The 26,282-nt window shown below is 32.3% G+C and carries 26 protein-coding genes; 9 read left to right on the top strand and 17 right to left on the bottom strand.

Features of this window, described 5'->3' with window-relative positions; translation table 11 throughout:
* Positions 1-494: 494 nt before the first annotated feature.
* Positions 495-797, bottom strand: coding sequence for a ribosome hibernation-promoting factor, HPF/YfiA family (gene hpf, locus Z054_RS0100845; protein ID WP_024768211.1), 303 nt, complete (start codon positions 795-797; stop codon positions 495-497).
* A 202-nt stretch (positions 798-999) separates the two neighbouring features.
* On the opposite strand from hpf, the gene Z054_RS0100840 reads away from it, so the two are divergent.
* The 4 genes from Z054_RS0100840 (at position 1,000) to Z054_RS0100825 (ending at position 4,855) form a co-directional block, all read left to right on the top strand.
* On the top strand, positions 1,000-2,082 hold the full coding sequence (locus tag Z054_RS0100840; RefSeq protein WP_024768210.1) for an efflux RND transporter periplasmic adaptor subunit: 1,083 nt from the start codon (positions 1,000-1,002) through the stop codon (positions 2,080-2,082).
* The gene (locus Z054_RS0100835; protein ID WP_024768209.1) at positions 2,082-3,344 is read left to right on the top strand and encodes an ABC transporter permease; all 1,263 of its coding nucleotides are present in this window, start codon (positions 2,082-2,084) and stop codon (positions 3,342-3,344) included. The genes Z054_RS0100840 and Z054_RS0100835 overlap by 1 nt, the downstream gene beginning before the upstream one ends.
* A gap of 7 nt (positions 3,345-3,351) precedes the next feature.
* Positions 3,352-4,026, top strand: a complete 675-nt coding sequence (locus Z054_RS0100830) for an ABC transporter ATP-binding protein (protein ID WP_024768208.1) — start codon at positions 3,352-3,354, stop codon at positions 4,024-4,026.
* Positions 4,027-4,099: 73 nt separating this feature from the next.
* Positions 4,100-4,855 carry a DUF6544 family protein gene (locus tag Z054_RS0100825; RefSeq protein WP_152538423.1) on the top strand — a complete coding sequence of 252 codons (756 nt, stop codon included), beginning with the start codon at positions 4,100-4,102 and terminating at the stop codon, positions 4,853-4,855.
* Between the two features lie 34 nt (positions 4,856-4,889).
* On the opposite strand, the gene Z054_RS0100820 is transcribed toward Z054_RS0100825, so the two are convergent.
* The 8 genes from Z054_RS0100820 to Z054_RS27655 all read right to left on the bottom strand — a co-directional run bounded on the left by Z054_RS0100820 (position 4,890) and on the right by Z054_RS27655 (position 11,831).
* On the bottom strand, positions 4,890-5,378 hold the full coding sequence (locus Z054_RS0100820) for a hypothetical protein (protein ID WP_024768206.1): 489 nt from the start codon (positions 5,376-5,378) through the stop codon (positions 4,890-4,892).
* On the bottom strand, positions 5,368-6,369 hold the full coding sequence (locus Z054_RS0100815) for an MlaD family protein (protein WP_024768205.1): 1,002 nt from the start codon (positions 6,367-6,369) through the stop codon (positions 5,368-5,370). Before Z054_RS0100815 ends, Z054_RS0100820 begins: the two co-directional genes overlap by 11 nt.
* A 28-nt stretch (positions 6,370-6,397) precedes the next feature.
* Positions 6,398-7,150, bottom strand: coding sequence for an ABC transporter ATP-binding protein (locus Z054_RS0100810; protein WP_024768204.1), 753 nt, complete (start codon positions 7,148-7,150; stop codon positions 6,398-6,400).
* Positions 7,150-7,932, bottom strand: a complete 783-nt coding sequence (locus Z054_RS0100805) for an MlaE family ABC transporter permease (protein WP_024768203.1) — start codon at positions 7,930-7,932, stop codon at positions 7,150-7,152. The genes Z054_RS0100810 and Z054_RS0100805 overlap by 1 nt, the downstream gene beginning before the upstream one ends.
* Positions 7,933-8,140: 208 nt before the next feature.
* The gene (locus Z054_RS0100800; protein WP_024768202.1) at positions 8,141-9,079 is read right to left on the bottom strand and encodes a hypothetical protein; all 939 of its coding nucleotides are present in this window, start codon (positions 9,077-9,079) and stop codon (positions 8,141-8,143) included.
* Between the two features lie 12 nt (positions 9,080-9,091).
* On the bottom strand, positions 9,092-10,051 hold the full coding sequence (locus Z054_RS0100795; protein ID WP_024768201.1) for a DUF6175 family protein: 960 nt from the start codon (positions 10,049-10,051) through the stop codon (positions 9,092-9,094).
* A gap of 18 nt (positions 10,052-10,069) precedes the next feature.
* Complete coding sequence (locus Z054_RS0100790; protein ID WP_024768200.1) at positions 10,070-10,600, bottom strand: hypothetical protein; 531 nt, start codon at positions 10,598-10,600, stop codon at positions 10,070-10,072.
* 19 nt (positions 10,601-10,619) lie between these two features.
* Positions 10,620-11,831, bottom strand: coding sequence for a hypothetical protein (locus tag Z054_RS27655; protein WP_024768199.1), 1,212 nt, complete (start codon positions 11,829-11,831; stop codon positions 10,620-10,622).
* Positions 11,832-12,562: 731 nt separating this feature from the next.
* Here Z054_RS27655 and Z054_RS0100780 point away from each other — a divergent pair.
* The 3 genes from Z054_RS0100780 to Z054_RS0100770 all read left to right on the top strand — a co-directional run bounded on the left by Z054_RS0100780 (position 12,563) and on the right by Z054_RS0100770 (position 15,908).
* Positions 12,563-13,465 (top strand): metallophosphoesterase family protein, encoded by a 903-nt coding sequence (locus Z054_RS0100780; protein ID WP_024768198.1) that lies wholly within the window; start codon positions 12,563-12,565, stop codon positions 13,463-13,465.
* A 12-nt stretch (positions 13,466-13,477) separates the two neighbouring features.
* Positions 13,478-14,656, top strand: a complete 1,179-nt coding sequence (locus Z054_RS0100775) for a helix-turn-helix domain-containing protein (protein ID WP_024768197.1) — start codon at positions 13,478-13,480, stop codon at positions 14,654-14,656.
* 124 nt (positions 14,657-14,780) lie between these two features.
* Positions 14,781-15,908, top strand: a complete 1,128-nt coding sequence (locus Z054_RS0100770; RefSeq protein WP_206538786.1) for an acyltransferase family protein — start codon at positions 14,781-14,783, stop codon at positions 15,906-15,908.
* A 49-nt stretch (positions 15,909-15,957) separates the two neighbouring features.
* On the opposite strand, the gene Z054_RS0100765 is transcribed toward Z054_RS0100770, so the two are convergent.
* Both Z054_RS0100765 and Z054_RS0100760 read right to left on the bottom strand, forming a co-directional pair.
* Positions 15,958-16,197, bottom strand: a complete 240-nt coding sequence (locus Z054_RS0100765) for a NifU family protein (protein WP_024768195.1) — start codon at positions 16,195-16,197, stop codon at positions 15,958-15,960.
* Positions 16,198-16,200: 3 nt separating this feature from the next.
* On the bottom strand, positions 16,201-17,340 hold the full coding sequence (locus Z054_RS0100760; RefSeq protein ID WP_024768194.1) for an Mrp/NBP35 family ATP-binding protein: 1,140 nt from the start codon (positions 17,338-17,340) through the stop codon (positions 16,201-16,203).
* A gap of 221 nt (positions 17,341-17,561) precedes the next feature.
* Between Z054_RS0100760 and Z054_RS0100755 the strand changes: the two genes are divergently transcribed.
* Positions 17,562-18,878 (top strand): Fic family protein, encoded by a 1,317-nt coding sequence (locus Z054_RS0100755; RefSeq protein ID WP_024768193.1) that lies wholly within the window; start codon positions 17,562-17,564, stop codon positions 18,876-18,878.
* Here the strand turns inward: Z054_RS0100755 and Z054_RS0100750 are convergent.
* From Z054_RS0100750 to trmB, 3 genes are read right to left on the bottom strand one after another with little or no spacing between them, the layout of a single operon-like run.
* The gene (locus Z054_RS0100750) at positions 18,873-19,235 is read right to left on the bottom strand and encodes an MGMT family protein (protein ID WP_024768192.1); all 363 of its coding nucleotides are present in this window, start codon (positions 19,233-19,235) and stop codon (positions 18,873-18,875) included. The two genes, Z054_RS0100755 and Z054_RS0100750, sit on opposite strands and share 6 nt — an antisense overlap.
* Positions 19,226-19,855: a LysE family translocator gene (locus tag Z054_RS0100745; protein ID WP_024768191.1), complete on the bottom strand. Its 630-nt coding sequence runs from the start codon at positions 19,853-19,855 to the stop codon at positions 19,226-19,228. Before Z054_RS0100745 ends, Z054_RS0100750 begins: the two co-directional genes overlap by 10 nt.
* 14 nt (positions 19,856-19,869) lie before the next feature.
* Entirely contained in the window at positions 19,870-20,544 is a 675-nt protein-coding gene (gene trmB / locus Z054_RS0100740; RefSeq protein ID WP_024768190.1) for a tRNA (guanosine(46)-N7)-methyltransferase TrmB, read from the bottom strand.
* Positions 20,545-20,871: 327 nt separating this feature from the next.
* Between trmB and Z054_RS0100735 the strand changes: the two genes are divergently transcribed.
* Positions 20,872-21,927 carry a glycosyltransferase gene (locus Z054_RS0100735; protein WP_024768189.1) on the top strand — a complete coding sequence of 352 codons (1,056 nt, stop codon included), beginning with the start codon at positions 20,872-20,874 and terminating at the stop codon, positions 21,925-21,927.
* Here the strand turns inward: Z054_RS0100735 and Z054_RS0100730 are convergent.
* From Z054_RS0100730 to Z054_RS27650, 3 genes are all read right to left on the bottom strand, one after another.
* Positions 21,865-22,944, bottom strand: a complete 1,080-nt coding sequence (locus Z054_RS0100730; RefSeq protein WP_024768188.1) for a sensor histidine kinase — start codon at positions 22,942-22,944, stop codon at positions 21,865-21,867. The genes Z054_RS0100735 and Z054_RS0100730 overlap by 63 nt on opposite strands.
* Positions 22,944-23,627, bottom strand: a complete 684-nt coding sequence (locus Z054_RS0100725; RefSeq protein WP_024768187.1) for a response regulator transcription factor — start codon at positions 23,625-23,627, stop codon at positions 22,944-22,946. Before Z054_RS0100725 ends, Z054_RS0100730 begins: the two co-directional genes overlap by 1 nt.
* A gap of 216 nt (positions 23,628-23,843) precedes the next feature.
* Positions 23,844-26,231, bottom strand: coding sequence for an inorganic phosphate transporter (locus Z054_RS27650; RefSeq protein WP_035090081.1), 2,388 nt, complete (start codon positions 26,229-26,231; stop codon positions 23,844-23,846).
* Positions 26,232-26,282 lie beyond the last annotated feature (51 nt).

The following is a 26,282-nucleotide window of genomic DNA, read 5'->3' as shown; positions in this document are numbered from 1 at the left end:
TGAGTTGATTTGTAAATTTGCTTTTTATGCTGTAAATCAAGGGTTTAGCATAATAAAACTATGGTTACCTTGTAGTGAAGAATTGAATTGTATTTAAAAACAGACACTTACCCAATTTTGGTATAACCAATAAAAAATTTATTTATTTTCGATAAATTTTAAAGATAAGTGTATATAAAACAAAAACAGGTAAGTATATACTTACCTGTTTTCTTCAAAGAAATTAATTTTATTAGTTGGTATATTAATCCTTAATGTTCAATTTATTGCTAAATATAAGTTTTGGACTATTTACCTAGAAATAGAGTTAATTTCTTTGTTGTGGCTTTGTTACATTTCTACAACAAAACCCATTTCTTTTTAACTAAAAATTTAAAGAAATCATTTGTTAACCATGAGCTAAAGTAATTCTGTTAGTGTTTATAAAACATGACAAATGTCAGTTTTTGAATTTTAGAATGTTAAATTTTTGACTCATTTCAGAAATGTAGTGCCTAGATATATGGTTTCATTTCTTGTTTCCGTTTTTTGAGCTGTCTTTCTAAATCACTAAGTGTTTCTTTAAAAGCAAATTCAAAATTTTTCTCATTAGATGTAGCATATAGTTTTGGTCCTGGTAAACTTAACTCTACATCACAGATTTTACCTTTTCCCTTTGGGTCGTTTTCTTTTTTGAAAAATACATCCGATTTAATTATCCAATCATATTTTTTGAATAATTTATTTAGTTTTTCATGTACATAACCTTCCATGGTTTCACTAGTTGGCATTTGTACAAATTGAATATTGATTTGCATTTGTTCGTATTTTATGGTTTTTAATTGTTAGATCTATACTGCTCTGTATTGGTGTAAAATTCACATATTTTCTGAGCTTCATTAGAGCAGGTATTTTGGTCTAATCTCTATGCTAAAATAAAGACTATCATCTTTTTTAAATATGACAAATATCATTCCGAAAATCAGTCTTTTCAACGAAATTCGATAAAAATATGTAGGTATGTCTAAATATGTATTATGGATGTTTTTTACTGCTGTTCTTATATCCTGTGGAGATAAAGAGGAAAAAATACGTCCTGCAGTAAGAGACATTACAGAATTGGTATATTCATCGGTTACTATCCAGCCAGACAGCTTGTATCAAGTATATGCTTCGGTACATGGTATTTTGGATAAAAACCTTGTAGAAGAAGGAGATAGTGTCAAAAAAGAAACCCCATTGCTTCAGATCATAAACAGTAACCCTAAGTTAAATGCAGAAAATGCTAGGTTATCGTTTGAGCTTGCCCAAAAAAACTATAATGGCAATGCAGCAATTCTTAGTAGTATAGAAGAAGAAATTAAATCAGCAACTCTTAAAATGACTAATGATTCTATAAATTATTGTCGTCAGAAAAATCTATGGAGTCAACAGATAGGTTCTAAAATAGAGCATGATACTAAAAAACTCACCTACGAACTTTCTGCAAATTCTTTGAACCTGTTGAAAAATAAGTATGATAGAACTCGAGAAGAACTCAAGACTCGGTTACAACAGGCAAAAAACAATTATAAAACCTCGGTAATAACCACCAAAGACTTTACTATTAATAGCAAAATTAATGGCAAGGTATATGGCTTATATAAAAATCCCGGAGAGATTGTAAATACTATAGAACCTATTGCAGCAGTTGGTAGTGCTACTGTCTTTGTTGTCGAAATGCTAGTTGATGAAGTGGATATTGTAAAAATTAAAAAACACCAAAAAGCTATAATAACCCTGGACGCATATAATGGAGAGGTATTTACTGCAAAAGTGAGTAAAATATACCCTAAAAAGGATGAGCGTAATCAGACTTTTATGGTTGAAGCTCTTTTTGACAAAAGCCCAGAGGTATTATATCCGGGATTGTCTGGAGAGGCAAATGTTATCATAGCTCAAAGAAAAGAAGTACTAACGATACCAAAAGAATACCTGATTGATGATACTAAAGTAAAAACTGAAAAAGGAACAGTAGAAATTGCTATTGGGCTTCAGAGTATGGATACTGTAGAAATCTTATCAGGAATTACCAAAAACACCTGGATCTATAAACCCGAATAATGACCAATTGGAAAGTCATATTAAACATTGCCAGAACACATCTGGTTACCAAAATCAAACAAACTGCGACAGCAGCTTTGGGTGTAACTTTTGGCATTGGCGCATATATTACTTTGGTTTGTTTTATGACCGGACTGAATAAGATGCTAGATGATTTGATTCTTAATCAGACACCACACATTCATATTTTTAATGAAATTGAACCTTCAAAAAAACAACCTGTAGACTTATATAGTGAATTTCAAAATACATTTAATGTAGTGCATTCGATTAAACCAAAACAAAGCCAGAAAAGAATTCATAATGCACTTCCTATCATTAACTATCTTAATAAAGATCCTCAGGTTAGGGGGGCAATACCACAGATTAAGTCACAAATATTTTATATCGCAGGGTCTATTGAATTAGGAGGTAATCTAACCGGTGTTGATATTATGAAAGAAGTGGAATTTTTTAATTTCAAAGATTACATTGTTAAAGGAACTCCCCAGGCTTTGAAACATAATGATAATGGAATTTTACTAGGTGCGGGTGTTGCAAAAAAAATGTCTCTTGATATTGGCGATAGAGTACAGATCAGTACTATAAAAGGAGATGTTTTTCCGTTAAAAATTGTAGGAATATACCAAAGTGGGATTGCTGATATTGATAACATTCAAAGTTTTGCTACTATTAAAACTATACAGCGTATTTTGGGAGAAGCAGAAAATTATATTACAGATATCAATGTAAAACTTCACAATATTGAACAATCCATCGCATTAGCAGAAAAAGTAGAGCAACAGTTTAAACTCAAAGCAATTGATATTAATACTGCTAATGCACAATTTGAAACAGGGACTACGATTAGAAACCTAATTACCTATGCCGTCTCTATAACACTATTGATTGTAGCAGGTTTTGGTATTTACAATATTCTAAATATGTTCATTTATGAAAAAATGAATGATATCGCTATTCTAAAGGCAACTGGTTTTTCGGGAAAAGATGTGCAATTGATTTTTATGAGCCAAGCCATGATCATAGGTGTTGTTGGTGGAGTTTTAGGACTGTTAATTGGATTTGGTCTATCTCATCTTATTGATCAGTTACCTTTTGAGACAGAGGCATTGCCAACAATTACTACTTATCCTATCAATCACAATCCCTGGTTTTATAGCATTGGTATCACATTCGCTATGATTTCAACTTTTTTGGCAGGTTACTTACCTTCTCGGAAAGCAAAAAAAATAGACCCTGTGCGTATCATCAGGGGACAATAACAATGCTATGAAAACAGTTCTTGAAGCCAAAGACATCAATAAGTATTTTAGAAAACCAGTACTTTTTCATGTGTTAAAAGATATTTCTTTTAAGGTAAGCAAGGGAGAATTTGCCTCTATTATGGGAAAATCGGGGTGTGGTAAATCTACTTTGTTGTATATCTTATCAACTATGGATACAGATTATGAAGGAGGGTTATACTTGAATAACGAACTCATAACGGGACAAGAAAGAGAAAAACTCTCTTATATACGAAACAAACATATAGGTTTTGTATTTCAGTTTCATTATTTGTTATCTGAATTTTCGGTATTAGAAAATGTAATGCTTCCTGCCAAAAAATTAGCTGAAAAATCTATTGAAGAAATTGAGTATGATGCGATGAAGAAGCTTCGTATCCTTAAAATTGATCACCTTGCCAAAAAAAGAGCCTCACGTATCTCTGGTGGAGAAAAACAACGAGTTGCCATAGCTAGGGCTTTAATAAATGATCCTGCTATCATTATGGGGGACGAACCCACAGGAAACCTGGATAGCTATAATTCTGAAAATGTATTCAATGTTTTTAAGCAATTAAGTGATGAAGAAGGGCTGTCACTTCTGGTTGTTACCCATGATATAGATTTTGCGAATAAAACCGATCGAATTATAGAAATGGGAGATGGTAGAATTATAGGTTAATTATAATTTTTAATAAAAAATAATTCTAAAAATGATATTGGTTATAATTGGAAGTATACTAATACTATTCGTTGTGATATCCATAGTAGGGATAGTATTGTTTAATGCTTTTGTAGAACAAGAAAGAGCACTATTATTTAATACAGGTAGAGAAATAGATAGAAAAGTCACCCAGAAAGACTTGGATGACCTTCCTGATCTGATGAAAAATTACCTTAACAAAGTGAATATTGTGGGGAAACCAAAATACTGCAATGCTATTTTTACCCAAAAAGGAGAGATCAGAACGAGTCCAGAAAAAAAGTGGTTACCATTTTCTGCTACACAATACATGTCTTCTAACAATTTTGGATTTATTTGGAAAGCCAAAGCATTACCTATGCTAATCAGGGATAAATATACTAATGGTAAAGGTGAAGTAAGAGTGAGTGTACTGGGGTTAAAAAATATAGTTCTGTTTACAGGTCAAAAAGTAGATCAAAGTTCATTAGGGCGATATCTGGGAGAACTTATCTGGTTTCCGATAGGTTTCCTAAACTCTGATATCTCGTGGGAAGCTATAGATTATAGAACGATAAAAGCTACTATCGTAAACGATAATCATACTCTTGAAGGCTTTTTTATATTTAACCAAAATGGAATGATAGATCATTTTAAAACCAAAAGATATCGAGATACAGAACTAGAAGATTTTATTGGAGAAGTAGGAGAATATAAAGATTATAATGGATTGTTGATTCCGAATACGATGACTGCGATCTGGGATCTTAAAAAAGGGAAGCAGAAGTATTTTAAAGCTAATATTCTTGATTACAAATTAATGAGCTAACAATACATATCAAAACAAACTATCCAGAATTGGATCAATACCCTACTTTATTCTTTAGAGAAGGGACTTCCCATTTAATAATTTCTTTTAAAAATTCATCTACTTTCTCAACTATAAGTTTTTGAGTTATCGATTCTGGAGTATATACTCCTAATTCTATCATGTTATTTTCTTGAGGTTTATTTTCGATCTCGGGGAATAACATAAAAACATAAATGTCACCATTGTAGGATTGTGAAAAAATTAAGGCTCCTCCTGGCAAAAATTGATATGCAGGTATTAGGTTTGTGCAATCTATTAGTTCTTGAGGAAAGGAATCAAAAGTAATATTTATAGCTTCGTTATTATGAATCCAGCTCAATTCCTGAACTTTCCAACCAATATCATATTGTTGTACAATTCCCTGTAAGGTTTTAAGTAGAATATCTTTGGTTTTGTTTTTCCAAAGCATTCTTTTATCTACAACCGTTTTTATAGAATTCCTATAATCATTAACCCGTTCTTCAAGATGTTCAATTTTCATGGCTATTATTCTTAAAAGATTCTTCTTTTTTCTTTTCTTTCTCTAGCTTTTTAAAGTACCCTCTAAACAAAAAATTATGTTTTAGAGCTTCCATATTCTCGTTAAAACGATATGTTCCTTCTTTAATGCTATTCATTGTAGAGTCAATATTTTTAACCAGGTTTAGATCTGTTGTTAGATAGTGTAACGCTCCTTTTCCTTCTTTTACCTCTTTTAGAACTACTGTAAGATTTTTGGTCACTTGATTAATATCAGCACTTGACTGCTCCAGATTATCAACAATAGTTTTCATTTTCTGACCAGATAGGCTATCCTGTAACAAAACACCAGCCACACCTTTACCTTGATTGATAGAATAGATGATATTTCTAAGTTCTGTAATAGCTTGTGATGCACCTGTGCTGGCATTTTTTAATTGAAATATAGTTTGTTTCAGGTCTTTTGCCATTATAGAATCATTGATCAATAACCCTATGGTTCCATTACCTTCAATGATTTCTGTAGTTATTTTTAACAAGTCTGCTGTAAGTAAGGCGGCATTTTCATTGGTGACATTAAGAGTACTGAGCATATCATCGGTTCTTACCTTACTGTAAGATTGGATGGTGTCACCTGATATCACAGGTAATTTTTTGCTTTCCCTAGGGATAATATTTACAATCATATTGCCTACCAAGCCGTCTGATCCTATAGTTGCTACGGCGTCTTTTTTAATATGTTTTCCTATATTTTCTCGAATAAGCATTTCGACTATAATTTGAGTATCGTCTATCATCTTAATCTTGCTTACTGTTCCTACATTGATACCAGAATACCGAACATTATTTCCTAATTCGAGACCGTTGACATTAGTAAATTGAGTCATGATTCTGATATTGCTACCAAAGAGATTTTTTCGATTTCCGATAGAGTATAATGCGGCGATAAGTAATACTGTGCCAATCAAGACAAAGACACCAAGTTTCAACTTTTGAGATGCTGTTTTTTTCATAACGTTTCACTTTAGTTTTATCTATCCTCTAATGCTTAAAAAAAGCTTTTACCTGGGGGTCATTTGATTGAGATAATTCCTGATATGTTCCCTCTGCATAATTAATTCCGTCTACGAGCAAAATAATTCTATTAGAAATCACTCTTGCACAATCCACATCATGTGTGATGATTAATGATGAGGTTCCATATTTCTTTTGGATACTGCGCATTAATTCGATAATTTCTTTAGAGGTTATTGGATCTAATCCGGTCGTAGGTTCATCATAAAGAATAATTTTAGGCTTTAGGATTAAGGCTCTTGCCAGTGCTACTCGGCGTTGCATTCCTCCTGAGAGTTCTGATGGCATTAGGTCAATTGCATGTGCCAAACCTACATTTTCTAGTGCTTCTATAACTAAAGCTTCAGTATGCCCTGTCATATTCAATTTATCTTTATGTCTACGTAAAGGAAATTCCAGATTTTCTCGAACGGTCATAGAATCATATAGAGCACTACCTTGAAACAAAAAGCCAATCTCGGTTCGAAGTAGATCCAGTTCTATCTGTCCCAAAATAGTAATGTCCTGCCCTTTTATTTGTATACTACCACTATCTGCTTGCATTAACCCCACCAGACATTTAATCATTACCGATTTACCAGAACCCGATTTGCCCATCACAACCAGATTTTCTCCTTCAAATAATTGTAGATTAAATCCGTTGAGCACGTGATTATCGCCAAAGTTTTTTCTTAGATCTTTGATCTCCAGAACAGAGGTTATGTTTTTTTTAGGTTTCATTAAATTTCAAAAAATATATCTGCCAGAAATACTGCTACGAAGTCAATGACAAACAATAACATTGAAGTATATACTACTGCAGAGTTTGATGCCTCACCAACACCTGCCGTTCCTTTTTTGCAGTAATATCCTTTGTAACATCCTACTAATCCTATCGCATATCCAAAAAAGAATGATTTTACTGTAGCAGGAATGATATCACTATACTTTATAGCATCAAATACCTGATTAAAATATAATTGATAGGAGACAGCTCCTTTTAGATTTTCGATAATGGCTGAACCAAATAGAGCAATTGCATCTCCAAAGATAATCAATATAGGAAGCATTAAGGTTGTTGCTGTAATACGTGTAACAACAAGATACTTAAAAGGGTTGGTTCCTGATACTTCCATAGCATCGATTTGCTCTGTTACTCGCATAGAACCCAGTTCTGCACCAATTCCAGAACCAATGCGTCCTGCACAAATAAGAGCAGTAATTACGGGTCCGATTTCTCTCACAATAGAAATCCCAACCATAGAAGGCATCCAGGACTCTGCGCCAAATTCCATCAAAGTAGGTCGAGACTGAAGCGTAAAAACCAATCCTAAAATAAACCCGGTTACTCCAACTAAAAGTAAAGAACGATTACCCATATTATAGCACTGTCGTAATAGTTCCTGAAACTCGAACGGTCGAGTAAATACTTCTTTAAAAAAACGTCCTGAGAAATATGACAAATCGCCTATCTCTGTAAAAAAAGCTTTGGTCCTTTCTACTATGCGAAGTGATTGTGTCATAAATGATTAACTACAAGGTTATTCAAAGATAGAAGTAGGATTTGCTAATAAAAATGATATAAATCAGGTGTTCAGATAATAGATAGTAATACTGTATAGTATAATTATGGTAAGATGGTATTAAGTTTTATCCTATGAAGCGGTTTTTGAAACATAAAAAAGGCTGTCTCTAGAGGCAGCCTTTTTTATATGTATATGATGTATAATCTTAATACCAACCTCTTACATTATACTTAACGTTTTGGGGCTGATTTTTACCATAAGCTACTCCTACATCTCTAGCAGCTTTAATATATGTTTTCTTAAGATCTAATACTTTTAACTGATAGTTCCAGTCTCTATCACTTAGATCCTTTACTCTAGCGGCAATTTTTGCATATAAAGATTTTACCTGACCGTAACAAGCTCCTTGAGGTTCTACGGTTGACAAAATAGCTCCAGCTTCATTTGCTGCATTTATATCCTGGTTTGCTGCCCAGATTGCTGATGCTTCAGTAAGCTTTTGTTTACAGTCTCTATCAATACTCTTTTGATAAAGAACCTTGATTTTTGATTTTACCTTATTAAAACATGTACTTGCTTCAGGAACGTTAGTCAATACAACCAAAGCTTCATCAAATTCATTCTGAGCTTCTAATGCTGCCGCTTTTTTAAGAATGTTAGAACAGTTTGCATTATAATACTCTATGATTTTTTCTTTTCCTTTTTCAACAAATTCTAAGATTTCAGGATTTTTAGGTGATAACCTTTTAATAGCAGAAATATATGCTTTAGTTTCATTATTACCTACTCCTTTCAATTCGATTGATTGACTTGCAAATAAAGTCCCGGATACACCATCTCCGATATATAAAGTAACATTTAAATTTAATGCTGTCTTTGGTGGAGCTGTAGCAGTAATGTCCTTACTTAACACACTAACGTTTGGTGCTAGTATAAACCTTGAGTTATACGCATTTTTACTAATTCCATTTTTAGTAATAATTTGTGCTAACCTATTTAATAACATTTTTTTTGCAGAAGCAGGTATCCCTTCTACTTGACTAGGTACATATGCTGCTAATGAGATCCCATCGTTATTCTTTTTTTCTTGTGCTACCATTGAGGTTGCTACAAAAAACAGCATTATATATAATATTTTTTTCATCGTTTTATAATTTTATTTGCCTCCTAATATGATGGTTGCTCTTCCTAGGCCTTTCATAACAAGTTTGTTAGGAATTGCATAAGGTTCAGCCTTAAGTTTTTTACTTAGTTTTCTTACAAATCTTCGGGCATCCATTGCTCTGCCTTTTTCGTTAAAAAGAGGAATTCTAACTTGCTCAAAAAGAGCCATATCTGCCGTCATGTCTGTTGTGTTAAATCTACCTTTAACAGCATTATCAGCTAACCAGTCTTCAATAATAACTCCTAACTCTTCGTCATCATCTCCATATTCTGCTTCTAGGTCACCATCCCAATCATCCCATTTCTGGATTCTTACAATAATTTCACGTCCGTTTTCAAACATATCATCAAAATGAGTTTGTAGAGAACCGGTAAAATTATCCATATGTGATAATACAGCTTCAGAAAGCAATACTGGTACTTCTGCAGAAAATGAAGGGGCTCCTGTACCTGTTGCTGTTGCGATTTGCTTGTCTGTATATGCGTCTAACCCTTGAAGGTTAAAATTAACTGATTTTTTAGGTCCGGTTTTATTAATTGTCCAGGTTAATTGCATTATAATATCTGCTTTAGTGATTTTCTTAAGGGCATCAATCGGACTTTCACTTACACCACTTCCCGTGTCTTTTGAAGAACGCATATTGTCCTCTGCAGCATTAGACTCTAAAGTCTTTATAGCAGACTCCATATTCTTAAGAGGAAAACCTCTTTCGGCCATCATTCCATTTATTTGACTGATTACCTGAAGCACCTCTGCATTTTCTTGAAATGCTCTTTTATAATCAGGAACTTTTACGATTGTTCCTTGATTGTTAAAACCTAACATATATCCATTTTGATTGCACCAAACATCACTAGGCACAACCATAATAGTAGGTTTTTTTGCCTGACCAAAACCAAATGATATAGTCAGCATTAAAACCCCAACGAGTACGATAATATTTTTTTTCATTAATCTTTTGTTTTAAATTTAAAATCCAGCGTTTAATGCTCTAATTATTCCTTCTGCTTCTAATTTTTTTCTTAATTGGTCAGTGGCAACATTTATAACAACTCCTATTTTATATTCCCTTTTACTCACTTTTAAACGATCACCGGGTGCTATATTACCATCGGTTGCAGCGGTAACGTATTTCATAAATTCACCGCCATCGCTAAAAAAAGTATCAAAAAATGCTGCATGTTCATTTTCTGCTCCGGGTTTACTTACAAGAGGTTTAAAAGAAGTACATCCATTTCCTCCTCCTGCATATCCTTTAAAAACTATACCATGTACAGCATTTTTCATAGCTTGACCGATAGCGAACTTTGGTTTTTTTGAATATGACCAAACTTTTACAAGCTTGGAGCCTTGTTTAGCAATGCCTTCACATTCAATATCATACCTCCATGCTTTTGTGTCTTTATTTGCTATTTTCTTTTTTCTCTGTGCATTGGCATTAAAACTAAAACTTAATAGTAGTATTAATACCAAGCTTATTTTCATGATGGATTTATTCATAATATAAAGTTTGAATTTCTTAATTAATTTGTCTGATCAACATTCCTGAGTAATATTTTTTCCCCCCTTTGAATAAGGTGTATTCCTTAATTTTTTCTGTAGATTCTCGTTCTTCACCAGCCATAAAGAGGTTATCCCAAATCTGTTTCTTGTCTACTTTTATAACTCCTTGTCGCTTATAAAATGTTTTTCCGTTTTTATCGATTGTTTGCTCTAATACTTCGTATTTATCTCCTCCTTCTAATCCTTCTTTTAGCCCAATTTTTGCAGATAAAGGATCTCCGCTTATTAGAGGCGTCTTGGTTCTAAATACTTCGTATTTTCTTTGCAATTTTGCGATTACAGCATCAACTGCTTTTACAGTGGCAACTGCAACTAATTGTTCTTCGCTTTTTCTAGTAAATGAACTACTTTGCAGATCGGCCCAGGCTATTTCTGTACCTACCAATTCTACTTTAAAAATATCAGAATCATCAAAAGCCTTCTTTTTGGCTTCATCAAAATTAGCATCATCTGTCCAATAATCATTATAAAAAATAGCAGCGGTTTCTTCATTCCATATCAATTTGTATAAGTTTGAAGTTGTTTTTATCACATACCCTTTTCCTGCAACATCAAGAGCTTTTCCTGCTAATTTTGAACCTAGACCAGTTTTTCCTGTAAGACTTGCTGCAAATCCTAATCCTTTTTTGGCGGTCTGAGCTACCTCCTCTTTACTGATATACTTAAAATCATTAACAACAATAAATGTATTTTTAATAAGTTCTTCTCCGGCATCAGCTAATAAAGCTAGTCCTCTTTCACTGTTTTTAGCAATTTTTACATCTAATTCTGTAGCGTTGTATGATCCTCTTTCAGAGATGAGATCCATATTAAAACCTCCTTGTTCACTTCTGTTAAACCATTTTGCAACTACAGCTTTTGCAATCTTATTAGCAGAAAAATACTCTGCAATAGCAACTTTTTGAGCCTCTTTTATCTCTTCTTTTGATAACGACTCATCATAAACCTTGGCAATTGTTCTTAAGTCAATGTTATGATTATTAAATTTTTCTGGAAGCTCAGCCGATGTAAATGCCTCTTCAATAACATCTGCGTATTGTCTTTCTTGATCGGTTACCATAAGTGTAAACAAAGAGCTTCTTCTGTAAACAACATCGGTGGGTTTTTCTTGACTGTAAATATTAAATGTACTTACAGCTACTAGTAAACATAAAATTACTTTTTTCATAGATTAAACTAGATTAAAAATTGATTAGTTAGTGTTTAATTTCATTTTGCAACATCTAATTTATTACAGGTTGACTGTAAAGTTATTAGTGTAACTTACAACAATACACCCTGAAATCAGGGGTTTCTTTTGGGTTACGTTAAGATTATGTGGAGTGTTTTATTTTTGGGGAAATATATTGACTAAACCTGTTTTGGTAATTGTTTTTATGTAATGTTATGATTATTAAATTTTTAAGGAATTTGTACTATCTTGAGTGTGAATTCTGTAAGCTTTTCTTGACTGTAGGTACTAAATATACCTATGTATACTAATAAATATAGTATTACTCTTTTCATAAGTTAAAATTGATAGTTAGTGTTAATTGCATTTCCCTATATTAATGCGAATTATGTACCTCCTTTTTTAGATACCAACAATTGCTAAATTAGATAAAAAAAAATGATTAAATTAATTTTTAATTAATCATTTTTTCTCGTTTAAAATCAAATTTTGTGTTTAAATCCGGCTAACTGTTTATAATACTCCTTTATTGAAGCAGAATAAGTTTATTACAAGTTAAAATTTTGATTATCATTCTTATGTCAATTTGTATCAACTCTATTTAATATAATCTTATTCAGATAAAAAGAATACTAACTATATTAATTATTTAAAATACTTGTATCATCCATCATTCGAAATTGAAGTTATTTAAACAGGAATATTTTATATTTACAAAAACGTAATGTATGTCTTCTCAATCCCGTTTGGATCGTGCTTATAAAAATGCCAAAGTAATTCAGTTTGATGATACTTCTAAGTTTATCTTTTTTAGTGATTGTCACCGGGGAGATAATAGTTTTGCAGATGAGTTTGCTAATAACAGAAATATTTATTTTCATGCCCTGAAACATTATTATACCGAAGGGTTTACCTATTGTGAATTAGGTGATGGGGACGAACTGTGGGAGAATTTAAGTTTTGAAACCATATTTAGAGCACATAAAGATATATACGAGTTATTACAATTATTTCATGCGGACTATAGATTAAATTTGATTTGGGGTAATCATGATATGGTATACCGGGATCCAAAATATGTAAAAAAACATCTTAGTTCTTATTTTGATCAAAAAACAGATACAGATAAAGAAGTTCCTTTGTTCCCTGATATAAAATACCATGAAGCTATTGTATTGAAACATAAGAATACAGAGCAGGAAGTTTTCTTGATTCATGGTCATCAAGCAGATTTTATGAATTATATAGGTTGGAGAATAAATAGGTTTCTTGTGCGGATTTTATGGAAACCTCTTCAGGTAGTGGGGATAGCAGATCCAACCAGTCCTGCAAAAAACTACAAAGAAACCATACGAATAGAGCGCAGAATCAAAAAATGGATAGCCAATAATGAGAACTTGTTAACTATTATTGGTCATACTCACAGACCTAGATTTCCAGAAGCTGGAGAACTAGCTTTGTTTAATGATGGAAGTTGTGTGCATCCCAGATCTATTACAGGAATAGAAATTGAAAATGGTAATATCACCTTGATTAAATGGCAAATTTCTACTACTGAGGACGGAACGTTAAAAATCATTAGAGTTCCCTTGGAAGGGCCTCAAAAGTTAACCGAATTTATTACAGAATAGACCATTCTATTAATGGAAAATGTTCAATATATAATCGATAAGATCCCGATACGTCATAACCTGGTATCATATTTTATGTTTTTGGGTATATTTTTAGGAATATTACTGAGTTTAGTAATTCTTTTTAGAACCTCAAAAAATACTGCTTTTAGAATATATGGATGGTCTTTATTGCTGCAATCTATTATTGCAGTTGATGTTTTTTTATGTTATACAGGCCTCTTAAAATATGTACCACATGTAAACGACAGTACAGAACCTCTGGTATTACTTTTAGGGCCATCGATTTATATGTTTATTTATGCACTGCTCGAAAGAAATTCAATTACTTTTAAGAAACATTGGATACACATTTTACCGTCTGCAGTATATTTTTTGTCTCAGATAAAATATTATATAGGGCCTGTTTCTATTAAAATTAATGCATATTTAGGAGCGTATTTTTCAGAAATACCAAGAATTCCTGTTCCAGATAATATCGATTATTCTTACCTATGGATTAAAGATGAATTTAGATGGCTCGTTTTATCCAGCTTTGTCATTTACATTATGCTATCTATAAGGCTTATATTAAGGCATTTTTATACTAGTGAAACAAAAAATGCAAATAATATAAAGGTTACTAAATATGATTTTTCTAGAAACATGATCATTGGATTTCTGGCAACATTTATCCTTGTGTTTTTAGTATTTCTAAATTTTGAAGATGATGCAGGTGATCATTATATTTTTATCTTTCTTACAACTCTTATTCTAATCACAACTTTTGTTCTACTTTCAGAATCACGATTCTTTGAAAATTCATGGATAGCTGATAAGTATGAAACTTCAAAAATTAAAAATGATCAAAATTCTATAAAAGAAATAAAAGCTTTTATAGAAGACGAAACATACTATTTATTGCCTTCGGCTTCATTAAAAGATTTGGCAAAAACCTTAGGATCTAATTCTAATTATATTTCTCAAATTATAAATGCAAATACCAATTTAAATTTTAATGATTTCATAAATCAATATCGAATTGAAGAATCTAAAAAAAGGTTGCTAGATGAAAATTATAGTCATCTCACTATTGAAGCTATAGGTAATTCTGTTGGTTTTAAATCAAAAGCTACATTTTATAACGCTTTTAAAAAACATGTAGAAATGTCTCCAAAAGCATTTATAAAATTTCAAAAACCTGTTTCTTAGGATTAAACACCGGTCAAAAAATGTCTAAAATTATAATTCTAGACGTAATACTATTTTTTTGTTAGTTGATTATAAGCAAAATACTTCACTTTTGGCGAAACAAATTTTTAATAGTATACATATTATGGAGAAACAAATTCGTCGATATGATCTCGACTGGTTACGGGTTATTGTATTTGGGTTATTGATTTTTTATCATGTAGGAATGTTTTTTGTGCCTTGGGGGTTTCATATTAAAAACAACATAATTTATGATTGGCTTCGTTGGCCTATGCTCTTTTTAAATCAATGGCGTTTGCCTATTTTATTTGTGATATCAGGTATGGGTACCTACTATGCACTTTCTTCCAGAAATTTATGGCAATTTAATCTGGAACGTATTAAGAGGTTGGCAATTCCATTACTCTTTGGGATGCTGTTTATTGTCCCTCCACAGGTATATTTTGAACGCATGTCAAACCATCAATTCTCTGGTTCGCTAATAGAATATTTTACTACCATAGCATATGCCGGGATATATCCGGAAGGTAATTTTAGTTGGCATCATCTCTGGTTTTTGCCCTATCTATTGATATTCTCTTTAGTGCTTTCACCAGTATTTATCTGGATTAAAAAAAATCCGACAAAACTAGTTGTCTGGGTCAAAGGAAAAGTGCAAAAAAAGTATGGATTATATCTTTTTATTATACCATTATATCTCACTGAGGCTTTTTTAGAACCTTTTTTTCCTGTCACTCATGCATTAATCGATGATTGGTTCAATTTTATAAATTGTTTTATTTTATTTTTCTTTGGATTCATTCTTATTGCATCTGGAAAAGAATTCTGGAATAGTATAGATCAAATAAAATCTAAAGCACTGATCATAGGGATTATTACATTCAGTACCCAAATATGGATATGGTTGCAATTAGAAGATAGCACATTTGTGCATTTCTCTGAAGCTTTAGTTAAAGTAATTAATTTGTGGTCCTGGATTTTGGTAATATTTGGGTATGGAGCAAAATTCTTAAATAAGAAGAGTGAAAAATTAGCATATTGTAACCGAGCAGTGTACCCCTTTTATATTTTACATCAAACGATTATGATTGCAATAGGGTATTATGTAATGAATCTGGATTGGGGATTTATACCTAAGTTCACAATATTAATTTTAGGTACATTTTTAGGTAGTTGGATGATCTATCATTTGATCATTTTAAGAATACCCGTTTTACATCCATTTTTTGGACTAAAAAAACCCTATGTTTAAGGAGTGAAACTCCTTAAACATAGGGTTTTGTATTATTTAAGTATTGTGCTTATTCTATATTAAGTACAGCTTCGATCTGAGGAGCATATTTTTTAATAGTCATTTCTACTCCAGATTTAAGGGTCATTTGGTTTACACTACACCCTACACATGCACCTTCTAACTGAACTTTAACGATCTTACCATCTTCAATAGAAATTAAAGAAATGTTTCCTCCATCACTTTCCAAAAAAGGTCTTATTTCATCTAAGGCCTTTTCTACATTAATTTTTAATTCTTCAGAAGTCATTTTCTATTTTTTTACAGCAGAACAGCCTGCCATTGTTGTTATTTTAATTGCTTCGGTAGGAGGTAGATTATCATTTCTGTTCACTACTTCCTGAACTGCATTCTTTGTCAATTCCTCAAAGGCCTTTTCTGTTGGTGTTGCTGTTTGTAATGCTGCGGGTCTACCTGCATCTCCAGCTTCACGTATACTTTGCACTAATGGAATCTCTCCTAAAAATGGAACATCAAGATCTTCTGCAAGATATTTAGCTCCTTCTTTACCAAAGATATAATATTTATTGTTAGGAAGCTCCTCTGGTGTAAAATATGCCATATTTTCTATAATCCCCAAGACAGGTACATTAATACTGTCTTGCTGAAACATAGCTACCCCTTTTCTGGCATCTGCTAATGCTACATTTTGTGGGGTACTAACCACCACGGCTCCAGTTATTGGTAGAGATTGCATAATAGAAAGGTGTATATCTCCTGTACCCGGTGGTAAATCGATTAACATAAAATCGAGCTCTCCCCATGCTGCATCAAAAATCATTTGATTTAGTGCTTTTGCTGCCATTGGCCCTCTCCAAACTACTGCCTGATTTGGTTGCGTGAAAAACCCAATAGATAGGATCTTAACACCATAATTTTCTATGGGTTTCATTTTGGATTTCCCATCCTCTTTTACAGAAAGAGGTCGTTCTCGTTCTACATCAAACATTATAGGGACAGAAGGGCCGTAAATGTCTGCATCCAATACCCCAACTTTGAATCCCATTTTAGCCAAAGTTACTGCAATATTAGAAGTTACAGTAGATTTTCCTACACCTCCTTTACCAGAAGCTACCGCAATAATATTAGTAATTCCTGGGATAGATTTTCCTTTGATTTCGTTGTTTTGAGGTTGAGCTGTGGGAGCTTCAACCTTAATATTAACTTTTACTTTTGCTTTTTCATATACTTTCTCATGAATAACTTTCATTACATCTACTTCGGCACGTTTACGAATATGTAATGCCGGAGTGGTCAAGACTAAATCTACAATGACTTCATCGCCAAAAGTAATTACATTTTTTACAGCACCACTTTCTACCATATTCTTGCCTTCTCCAGCCACGGTGATAGTTTCTAATGCTTTTAAAATATCCGATTTCTCTAACTTCATGAGTATTATTTCTTTTTCTAACTAATTTTATCAATCCAGATGAATCCTAAACGCAAAGATAGGTTGAAAAGTTAAGATTATAAAGCCTATAAATTGAAATGATTTATAGCTGTATCGCTATTGATTATATCTTAATATTTGTAAATTTTTGAAAAATTAGGAGATATTAGGATAAATCGTATATTTGATAATATTTGTAAATTTTTGAAAAATTAGGAAATATGATTGAAAAAGCTCCAGGTTTTGAACCAGATAATGATACTTATTTTCAAATGGGAGCATTAAATATAGAAAATAGTCTAGACAAAGATGCGTTCGCAAAAATAAATTCGAATTATTTGTTTTGGGACAAAATAAAGTATTTGAAATTTAAAAATCTAAATGCCAATGCAGCTTGGAGACACATAAAGACAAAAAGGTTTTTGAATCAGGTAGCTTTATATCTTGAAGGGAAAAACAGAACCCTGTGGTTTAATTATAACATAAATGAATTTCTACAGCAAAAACTCCATTATCTAGATCATAATTTTGGAGCAGGATTACAAAAAGAACAATTACTTTCAGAATTAGATAAACAACAATATCTTAATAATGCATTGATGGAAGAATCAATCTTTTCATCTATGATAGAAGGGGCTACCACTACAAGAGTGAAAGCTAAAGATATGCTTAGGAAAAATAAAAACCCGAAAAATAAATCGGAGCAGATGATTCTGAATAATTATGAAACTATTCGATTTATAAGTGATCATAAAACTGAAGATATTTCAATCGAGAAACTTTATGAGATTCATAGACTGGTTACCAAAAACACATTAGAAGAAGAAAAAGTAGGGGTTTTTAGAAAGAATAATGAAACACATGTAATGAACGAAATTACAGGAGAGATTATTCATACACCTCCTGATTTTGAGGTGCTTGATACACTTATGCAATCGTTCTGTGATTTTTTTAATACTAATCCAAAAGATAATTTTATTCACCCTATTGTTAAAGCAAGTATTTTGCATTTTTTGATTGGATATATTCACCCATTTGTGGATGGAAATGGAAGAACAGCTCGTGCGATTTTCTATTGGTATTTGCTAAAAGATGGATATTGGCTGGCAGAATATCTCTCTATTTCAAGAGTAATTATGAAAACGAAAACGCAGTATGAAAAAGCATATATTTATACTGAAATAGATGATATGGATGTTACTTATTTTATTTACTACCAAGTAAAAGTACTAACACAAGCTTTTGAAGACTTAAAAAAATATGTTGCCAAAAAGAAAAAAGAAGAAGTTAAACTATCGATATTTTATAAGGAACCTAATATTAATGAAAGACAGGCACAGCTATTATTTTGGATAAAGAAAAATGAAAATCGTTATTTTTCAGTAAAAGAAATTCAAACTACTTTTTCAATCACTAATCAGACTGCAAGAACTGATCTGGAAAGTTTGGTAGATCGAAATATTCTAAAAAAAATCAAGATCAATAAAAAGACCGCAAATTATTGGAAAGGTGACGATTTTGATGAAAAATTCTCATAGCTCTTTCATAGGGTCCCAGAACAACTTTTCGAAATCGATGATTTGATTATCGATCACTTCAATACCTTCATTCTCTAACAACTGTTGCATTAGATTTGTGCCTTGAAAGTGATGTTTTCCGCTAAGAATTCCTTTTCTATTTACAACACGGTGGGCAGGAACATCTTCACGACCTCCACAAGCATTCATAGCCCAGCCTACCATTCGAGCACTACGTGCGGCACCCAAACATTTTGCGATAGCTCCATAAGAAGTAACTCTGCCATATGGAATAAGTTTGGCGACTTCATATACTCTTTCAAAAAAATTTGAGCCAGACTCTGATCCGGTATCTATATCATTTTTCTTTACTCCCATGTATATATAATTCTTGCTAAGGTTATAACTACTAGAACCAACATTAATATCCCCATAAAGTAATTAGAGTATTTGGCAATAGATGCAGTTTTCTTTTCGATTTTAAGGAAAGAAAACACATAAAAATAGAGCGTTACAAAGGTTCCTGCTCCTGCTGCTATGATAAAAGCAGTAATTCGCAAGGTGTCATATTCTATTTTTCCACTAACACTCATTCCTGCAGCAATAGCACAGAAATAGGGTATGGGTAATACATTAATTGCAGACATCATAACACCTTTAAAAAAGCTTCTGGTGTCATTATTTCGATAGACCTTTATTTTTGTGCTTTTTTGCTTTGCTTTTGCAAAAAAATAGATGGCCATGAAAAAAAAGATTACTGCTCCTGTACGAAGTAATATATTTCTAACATATGGATTGAAGAAAATATACTTGGCTAGAAGAATTGCTATCAGTGCCTGAAATATCACAACTATTGATGCACCAACTGCAACTAAGATTCCGTTATTTTTACCTCTCTCAAGGCAGGTTCTGGCTACGGTCATATTTACCAATCCAGGTGGAATCACTCCAACCAGTGATGCAAAAAATGTGACTAAAAATAGTTTGGTAGTTTCCAAAATTACTAAGGTAATTACGTGATCCTAAACTGGATGTAAGTTATAGGTTTATTTTGTTCTAAATATTGTTTTTCATAAAAAGTTTGAATCGAAGTTACAACCTCTGGAGACCCTTCATTATGATAAACATTATGGTTAGAATAGAGTATTTCATGTCCTTCACCATGCAATAACCCTAATGTGTATCCATGCATAAATTCGCTATCTGTTTTAAGATGTACAATACCATCTGGTTTTAGGATTTTTTTATAACGCTGTAAAAAATCATGATTGGTTAATCGATGTTTTGTACGTTTATATTTGATTTGCGGATCTGGGAAGGTAATCCATATTTCATCAATTTCTTCTTCTTCAAAAATATGATCGATTAATTCTATTTGAGTTCTTATAAATCCCACATTACGGATCTCATCTTCGATTGCGGTTTTTGCTCCTCGCCAAAAACGAGCTCCTTTGATATCGATACCAATAAAATTCTTATCGGGGTATTGTTCTGCTAACCCTACAGTATATTCTCCTTTACCACAACCTAATTCGAGAACAATGGGGTTTTGGTTTTTGAAGAATTCATCATTCCATTTTCCTTTATACCCCAAAGTATTATTAAGCACATCCTCTCGAGTAGGTTCTACTACATTATGAAAGGTTTTGTTTTCGTTAAATCGTTTTAATTTATTCTTACTTCCCACTGATCCTCTTAATTTCTTTACTTACTTGTCTTTTAAATTCGATTTGTGTTACACTAACACTTGTCGATACTATCCTTTTTATTATGATTGACGTATTTTTTTACGTCGAATACCAGAAGTGTATCTCATTTTGCTATGAGATATACTTGTTTTTCCTACCCTTCAGCTTCAATTAAATAATCAATACATTCTTGTTTTTGAATATGAAGTTTCACTAAAGATAATTTTTTGGTAAAATTAAGGAAATATATGCATAAGAAAATAGGATTACTTTTATTATTAAGAATCAAATTGATAGTTACTATAACAACTTAAATACTAGAACGTTTGAAGAAAAAAGTACTTGTTGCTCCTCTTAATTGGGGGCTAGGTCATGCAACCCGATGTATTCCTATTATCAATGCATTATTAGCAGAAGGTCTGGAGCCTGTTATTGCTTCTGATGGAGTTGCTTTATCGTTATTAAAAAAGGAGTTTCCTATGTTACTTACCAAAGAACTCCCTTCTTATAATATAGAGTATTCTAAAAAAGGAAGTAACTTCAAATTAAAGATGTTGTTAAACAGCCCTAAAATTGCTCATGCAATTAATGCTGAAAAAAAAGCAATAAAAAAAATCATTGAAGAGGAAAAATTTTGTGGGATTATCTCTGATAATAGAATGGGAGTACGACATAAGAGTATTCCTTCGGTATTTATTACACATCAACTTACTGTATTGAGCGGAAAAACTACTTCTATAAGTACTAAGTTACATAACAAGTATATTAAAAAATTTGATGTGTGTTGGGTTCCTGATATGGCAGACGACCCTAATCTAAGTGGTGAATTAGGCCATCCCAGGAAAAACAATATTCCTGTGACTTATCTTGGACCATTAAGTAGATTTGAATATCATATTGTACCTAAAAAGTATGATATTATGGTATTGCTTTCTGGACCAGAACCACAACGCACATTGTTAGAGCAAAAACTGTTTTACGAATTTGAACAAAGCGATAAGAGGATTGTATTTGTACGTGGACGTATTGAGGAAACCCAGCAGACGTTTGTGAAAAATAATATCACTATTCATAATTATCTAACAGGAAAAGATTTGGAAGATACTATTAATAGTAGTAATTTGATTATTTCGAGGTCTGGATATACAACAGTAATGGATCTTGCAAAACTGAAGAAAAAGGCTTTTTTTATTCCAACTCCCGGGCAGTTTGAACAAGAATATTTGGCTGAACGTTTAACTATTAATAAATTGGTTCCTAGTTGTAATCAGAACGAATTTACATTAACAAAACTAAGGGATTTAAATGCGTATAGAGGGCTAAGTAGTTTTAGTACTGATATTGACTACAGGGAACTTTTTCACTTTTTCCAAAGTAAATGAAAATTCACTTCCAACTCGATAATCACTTTCTACATAAATACGTTCATGATGCGCTTCGATAATATGTTTTACAATAGCTAGTCCAAGACCAGATCCACCTTCTTTACGCGATCCACTTTTATCTACACGATAAAAACGCTCGAATAATCGAGGAATATGAGCTTGTGCAATCCCTTCACCATTATCAGTAATTCTAATAATGGTTTTATTACGAATCAAGTCTTCGATGCTTATTTCTGTAGTACCGTCTTCTTTTCCGTATTTTATTGAATTTACAATCAAATTAGAAAGTACTTGTTGTATACGTTCTTTATCCGCATGCACAAGTATAGGTTCTTCATAGTTCATATCAAAAGTAAGGGCGATATTCTTTTTTGACGCTTTCATCTCATATAAATCAAATACGCTTTGTACTAATTCTACAATATCAAAGTTGGTATAGTTGAGATTGAGATCACCAGTTTCTAACTTGGTAATCATGTCCAGATCATTTACAATGTAGATTAAACGTTCGACTCCTTTATTGGCTCGATTTAAGTATTTGTCAAGAATCTCGGGATCATTCATTGCGCCATCAAGAAGGGTAAGAACATATCCCTGAACAGTAAACAAAGGTGTTTTTAATTCATGAGAAACGTTACCCATAAATTCTTTACGATAAGCTTCTCTGATTTTTAGAGTTTCGATCTCTGTTTTTCTTTGTTGAGCAAACTTCTCAACTTCTTTGATAAGAGTTCTCATATCTGTTGTAACAGGGCCTTCTCCAATAGAGTCTACTTCTAACATCTCTATATCATCATAGATTTTACGTACTCTACGATAAATAAATTTCTCTACTCTGTACTGTATGATTATAAAGCAAATCATATAACAGATTGCTGTAAAACCTATTATAAAAAATGGGTTAAACAGGGATTGAGTATATAAAAAAACGCTCAATGCGAGCGTTATTAATATGGTTATATATAAAGACGATAGGTATGCGAACCTGTACGACTTTTTAAAATTTTCTGCCATTAAACTACAAACTTATATCCTACTCCTTTAATAGTTTTGAAACTGTTATCGCCGATTTTTTCTCTTAGTTTTCTAATATGAACATCAATAGTACGGCCTCCTACAATAACTTCATTGCCCCAAACCTTATCAAGGATATCTTCTCGCTTAAAAACCTTACCGGGCTTAGAGGCCAATAAAGATAATAATTCGAACTCTTTTCTAGGTAATACAATCTCCTTTTTATCTTTGACAATTTTATATTCGTCTCTGTTGATAACCAGGTTTCCTATCTTAACAACATTATCTGAGGATTCCTCTTCTTTAAGTCTTCTTAACAGGGCTTTTACTTTACTTACCAAAACTTTAGGACGAATAGGTTTTGTGATGTAATCATCTGCACCTGCATCAAAACCAGCAACTTGAGAATAATCTTCACCACGTGCTGTAAGAAAAGTAATGATTGTATTTTGTAAATCTGGTAGCTTTCGTATATGTTCACAAGCTTCTATACCATCCATCTCTGGCATCATTACATCAAGAATGATTAAATGTGGCTTTTTCTTTTTTGCTGCTTTTACAGCTTCAACTCCATTTTCTGCGGTTAATACTGTATATCCTTCTGCAGTAAGATTGTACCCAACAATTTCTAAAATATCAGGTTCATCATCAACTAATAGTATCGTAATATCTTTTTTATTCATTATTGTTTAGCATTACATAACATTGGATAAATATACTACTTAATACCAAGTATACATATTTATATAGACTTGGTAACGATAAGCTAACATTCAAGGGATGAGTAGGTAACATTTACTTAACGTAGTTATTTTTTTGAATTGTTTTTGTGAAAATGAAAAAGGCTAAATCAATAAATGTTTAGCCTTTTTTTATAATGTACTTAAAGATGAGATTTACTATTTGTGTTCTCTATAAGTCTCTAACAAGTTCATTGTTGCAGTAATAAGATCTTTGGTTTCTAATAGTAATCCAAAATACAGAGTTGTATTTTTTGGGCTACTTTCTTCAGTTCTTGTTCTAGCAACTTGTTTATCAATTTTTTGATTTACTTTATTGAAGAGCTCTTGTTTTTCATTAATAATATTATCTATATGATCAAAATCTCTATCGTTAAATGCTTTTTTGATTTGTTTAAACAACTCATTTAATTGCTCTTCGATCTCTTTTAAGTCTTTGATCTGATTGAATCGAAGTTTTTTATGATTGTTATTTACATGTTTATGACTTGCCTTGGTAATATATTCCAAAGATTGAGACATATCTTGCAGATATCCTAAAATATTAATATAGAAGTTACTGGCACCTACACTAGACTCGTCGAGATTCTTGATAAAGTAGAAAATATTATCTCTTAGCTCTTCAACTTCTTCATCTAGTTTGGCAATTCCTTTTTTACTTTTCTTTAAGGCTACCAAATCATATTTTACAAGGCTTTCGATTGTACTTGTGTAAATCTTATTTCCTCTATTTACAAAGGATTTGATATTATCTGCACTTTCTTCGATCACTCCTTGAACAGAGCTACTTTCAGAATTTTTAAGACTGTCTTCAGCTTTCTCTGCTTTGACTCTTTTTCTATAATTAATAGTATTTCTTGCTAAAAGCAATACTGCTACAAGTAATAGTACTGCAATCATTATAGGGCCGCCAAGATTAATCAAAAATGCTACTGCTGCTGCTGCAATAAATGCACTTATAGCTGTAAAGAACCATCCGCCAATCACGTTAAGTACTCCGGCTACACGATATACAGCACTTTCTGTTCCCCATGCTCTATCTGCTAATGAGGTACCCATTGCTACCATAAAAGTAACATAGGTTGTAGAAAGTGGTAATCCCATAGAAGTTGCAATAGAAATCAAAACTCCAGCTACCATAAGATTTACTGCTGCTCTTACCATATCAAATGCAGGCATTTGGTAAGTTTTGTTCTTTGGTAAATCTATTACAGGTTTAGTGAATCTTTTTTCTATAAATTCCATAGCAGGTCTTGGTGTAATAGCAGCAAGTCCTTGAGATATCAAAACAGTACTTCTAACAACACCTCTTGATAAAAAATTTGGTTTAAAACGTTCTTTAGCTTCCCCTTCTCTAGAAAGATTAATTTCGGTATCGGCAACATAACGTGCTTTTTTCGAAAACCATAATGTAAGAACCATAATTCCTCCTGCCAAGAATAATAATAACACTGGCGTTTCACTTTTTTTAGCTAAAACATCCATAGAAAATTCTGCTGCAGGAACACCAGAAACTACCCAGGCCTCATAAGATTGCCAGCCTGCAATTGGGACACCAATAAAGTTTACCAGATCATTACCAGAAAAAGCCAACGCTAATCCAAATGTACCTACAATGATAATAAGCTTATAAATATTTATTTTAAAGAAATTAATAAGAATATATGACAATATTGACCACAGTACAAAACCAGCAGCTACGATCTGAAATACATAGGTTTCTAAAAAACCTCTCAATGTCATTTTAATTGTCCCTGCATCTCCATCAATTTTAAATAGATTTTTTTGAGCTTTAGCCAATTCTTTTACACTTTCGTATGCACTACCAAAATAATTATTAGCCCAGTCCAATAGTCCCTCTGGACCACCATTATAAACAACATCAATTATGGCTTTAGCATAATTAGTACCTTTAATTCCTTTCATGAAAATGAAATACAGTAATGCAGTTAATGCAATCCCTCCAAATAAAGCACCAACCCATTTGGCTTTCTTTTCAAAATTATAGGATAGTAATAAACGGGTTATAAATTGTACAATAGCACCCACAGAGAATGCTATCACGACCGAGAGCAGAATACCACTAATAATTTTTGTTGCTGTCTTAGTATTAATATAATTTCCTATATCAGAGAAAGTTAATCCTTGATCTGCTCCAATTTTAATTAGAGCAATAGATACTGCTGCTCCTAAAAGGTTAAATACAATAGATACCGTTGTCGAAGTAGGCATCCCCAGCGTATTAAAAAAATCGAGTAGGAGTATGTCTGTAATCATAACTGCCATAAAGATGATCATGATCTCATCAAAATAGAATTCGCCAGGGTTAAATATACCCTTACGAGCTACTTCCATTAATCCACTAGAGAAAACAGCTCCAGCTGCAATACCAATACTGGCAACAATCATAATTGTTCTAAAAGACACTGCTTTAGAACCAATAGCAGAATTCAGGAAGTTAACCGCATCATTACTAACTCCCACAATAAGATCGGCAATCGCTAATATCGCTAGCGCGACTACCATTAATAAATAAATATTATCCATACTTTTTGTTTAAGGTGCAAATATTATAATCAATTCTCAGCTTAATGTTAC

Source organism: Aquimarina macrocephali JAMB N27 (assembly GCF_000520995.1).
In the GTDB taxonomy this organism is placed as follows: Bacteria; Bacteroidota; Bacteroidia; order Flavobacteriales; family Flavobacteriaceae; genus Aquimarina; species Aquimarina macrocephali.
Note: the sequence above shows the minus strand (reverse complement) of the source record. Positions and strands in the feature narration are given on the sequence as shown.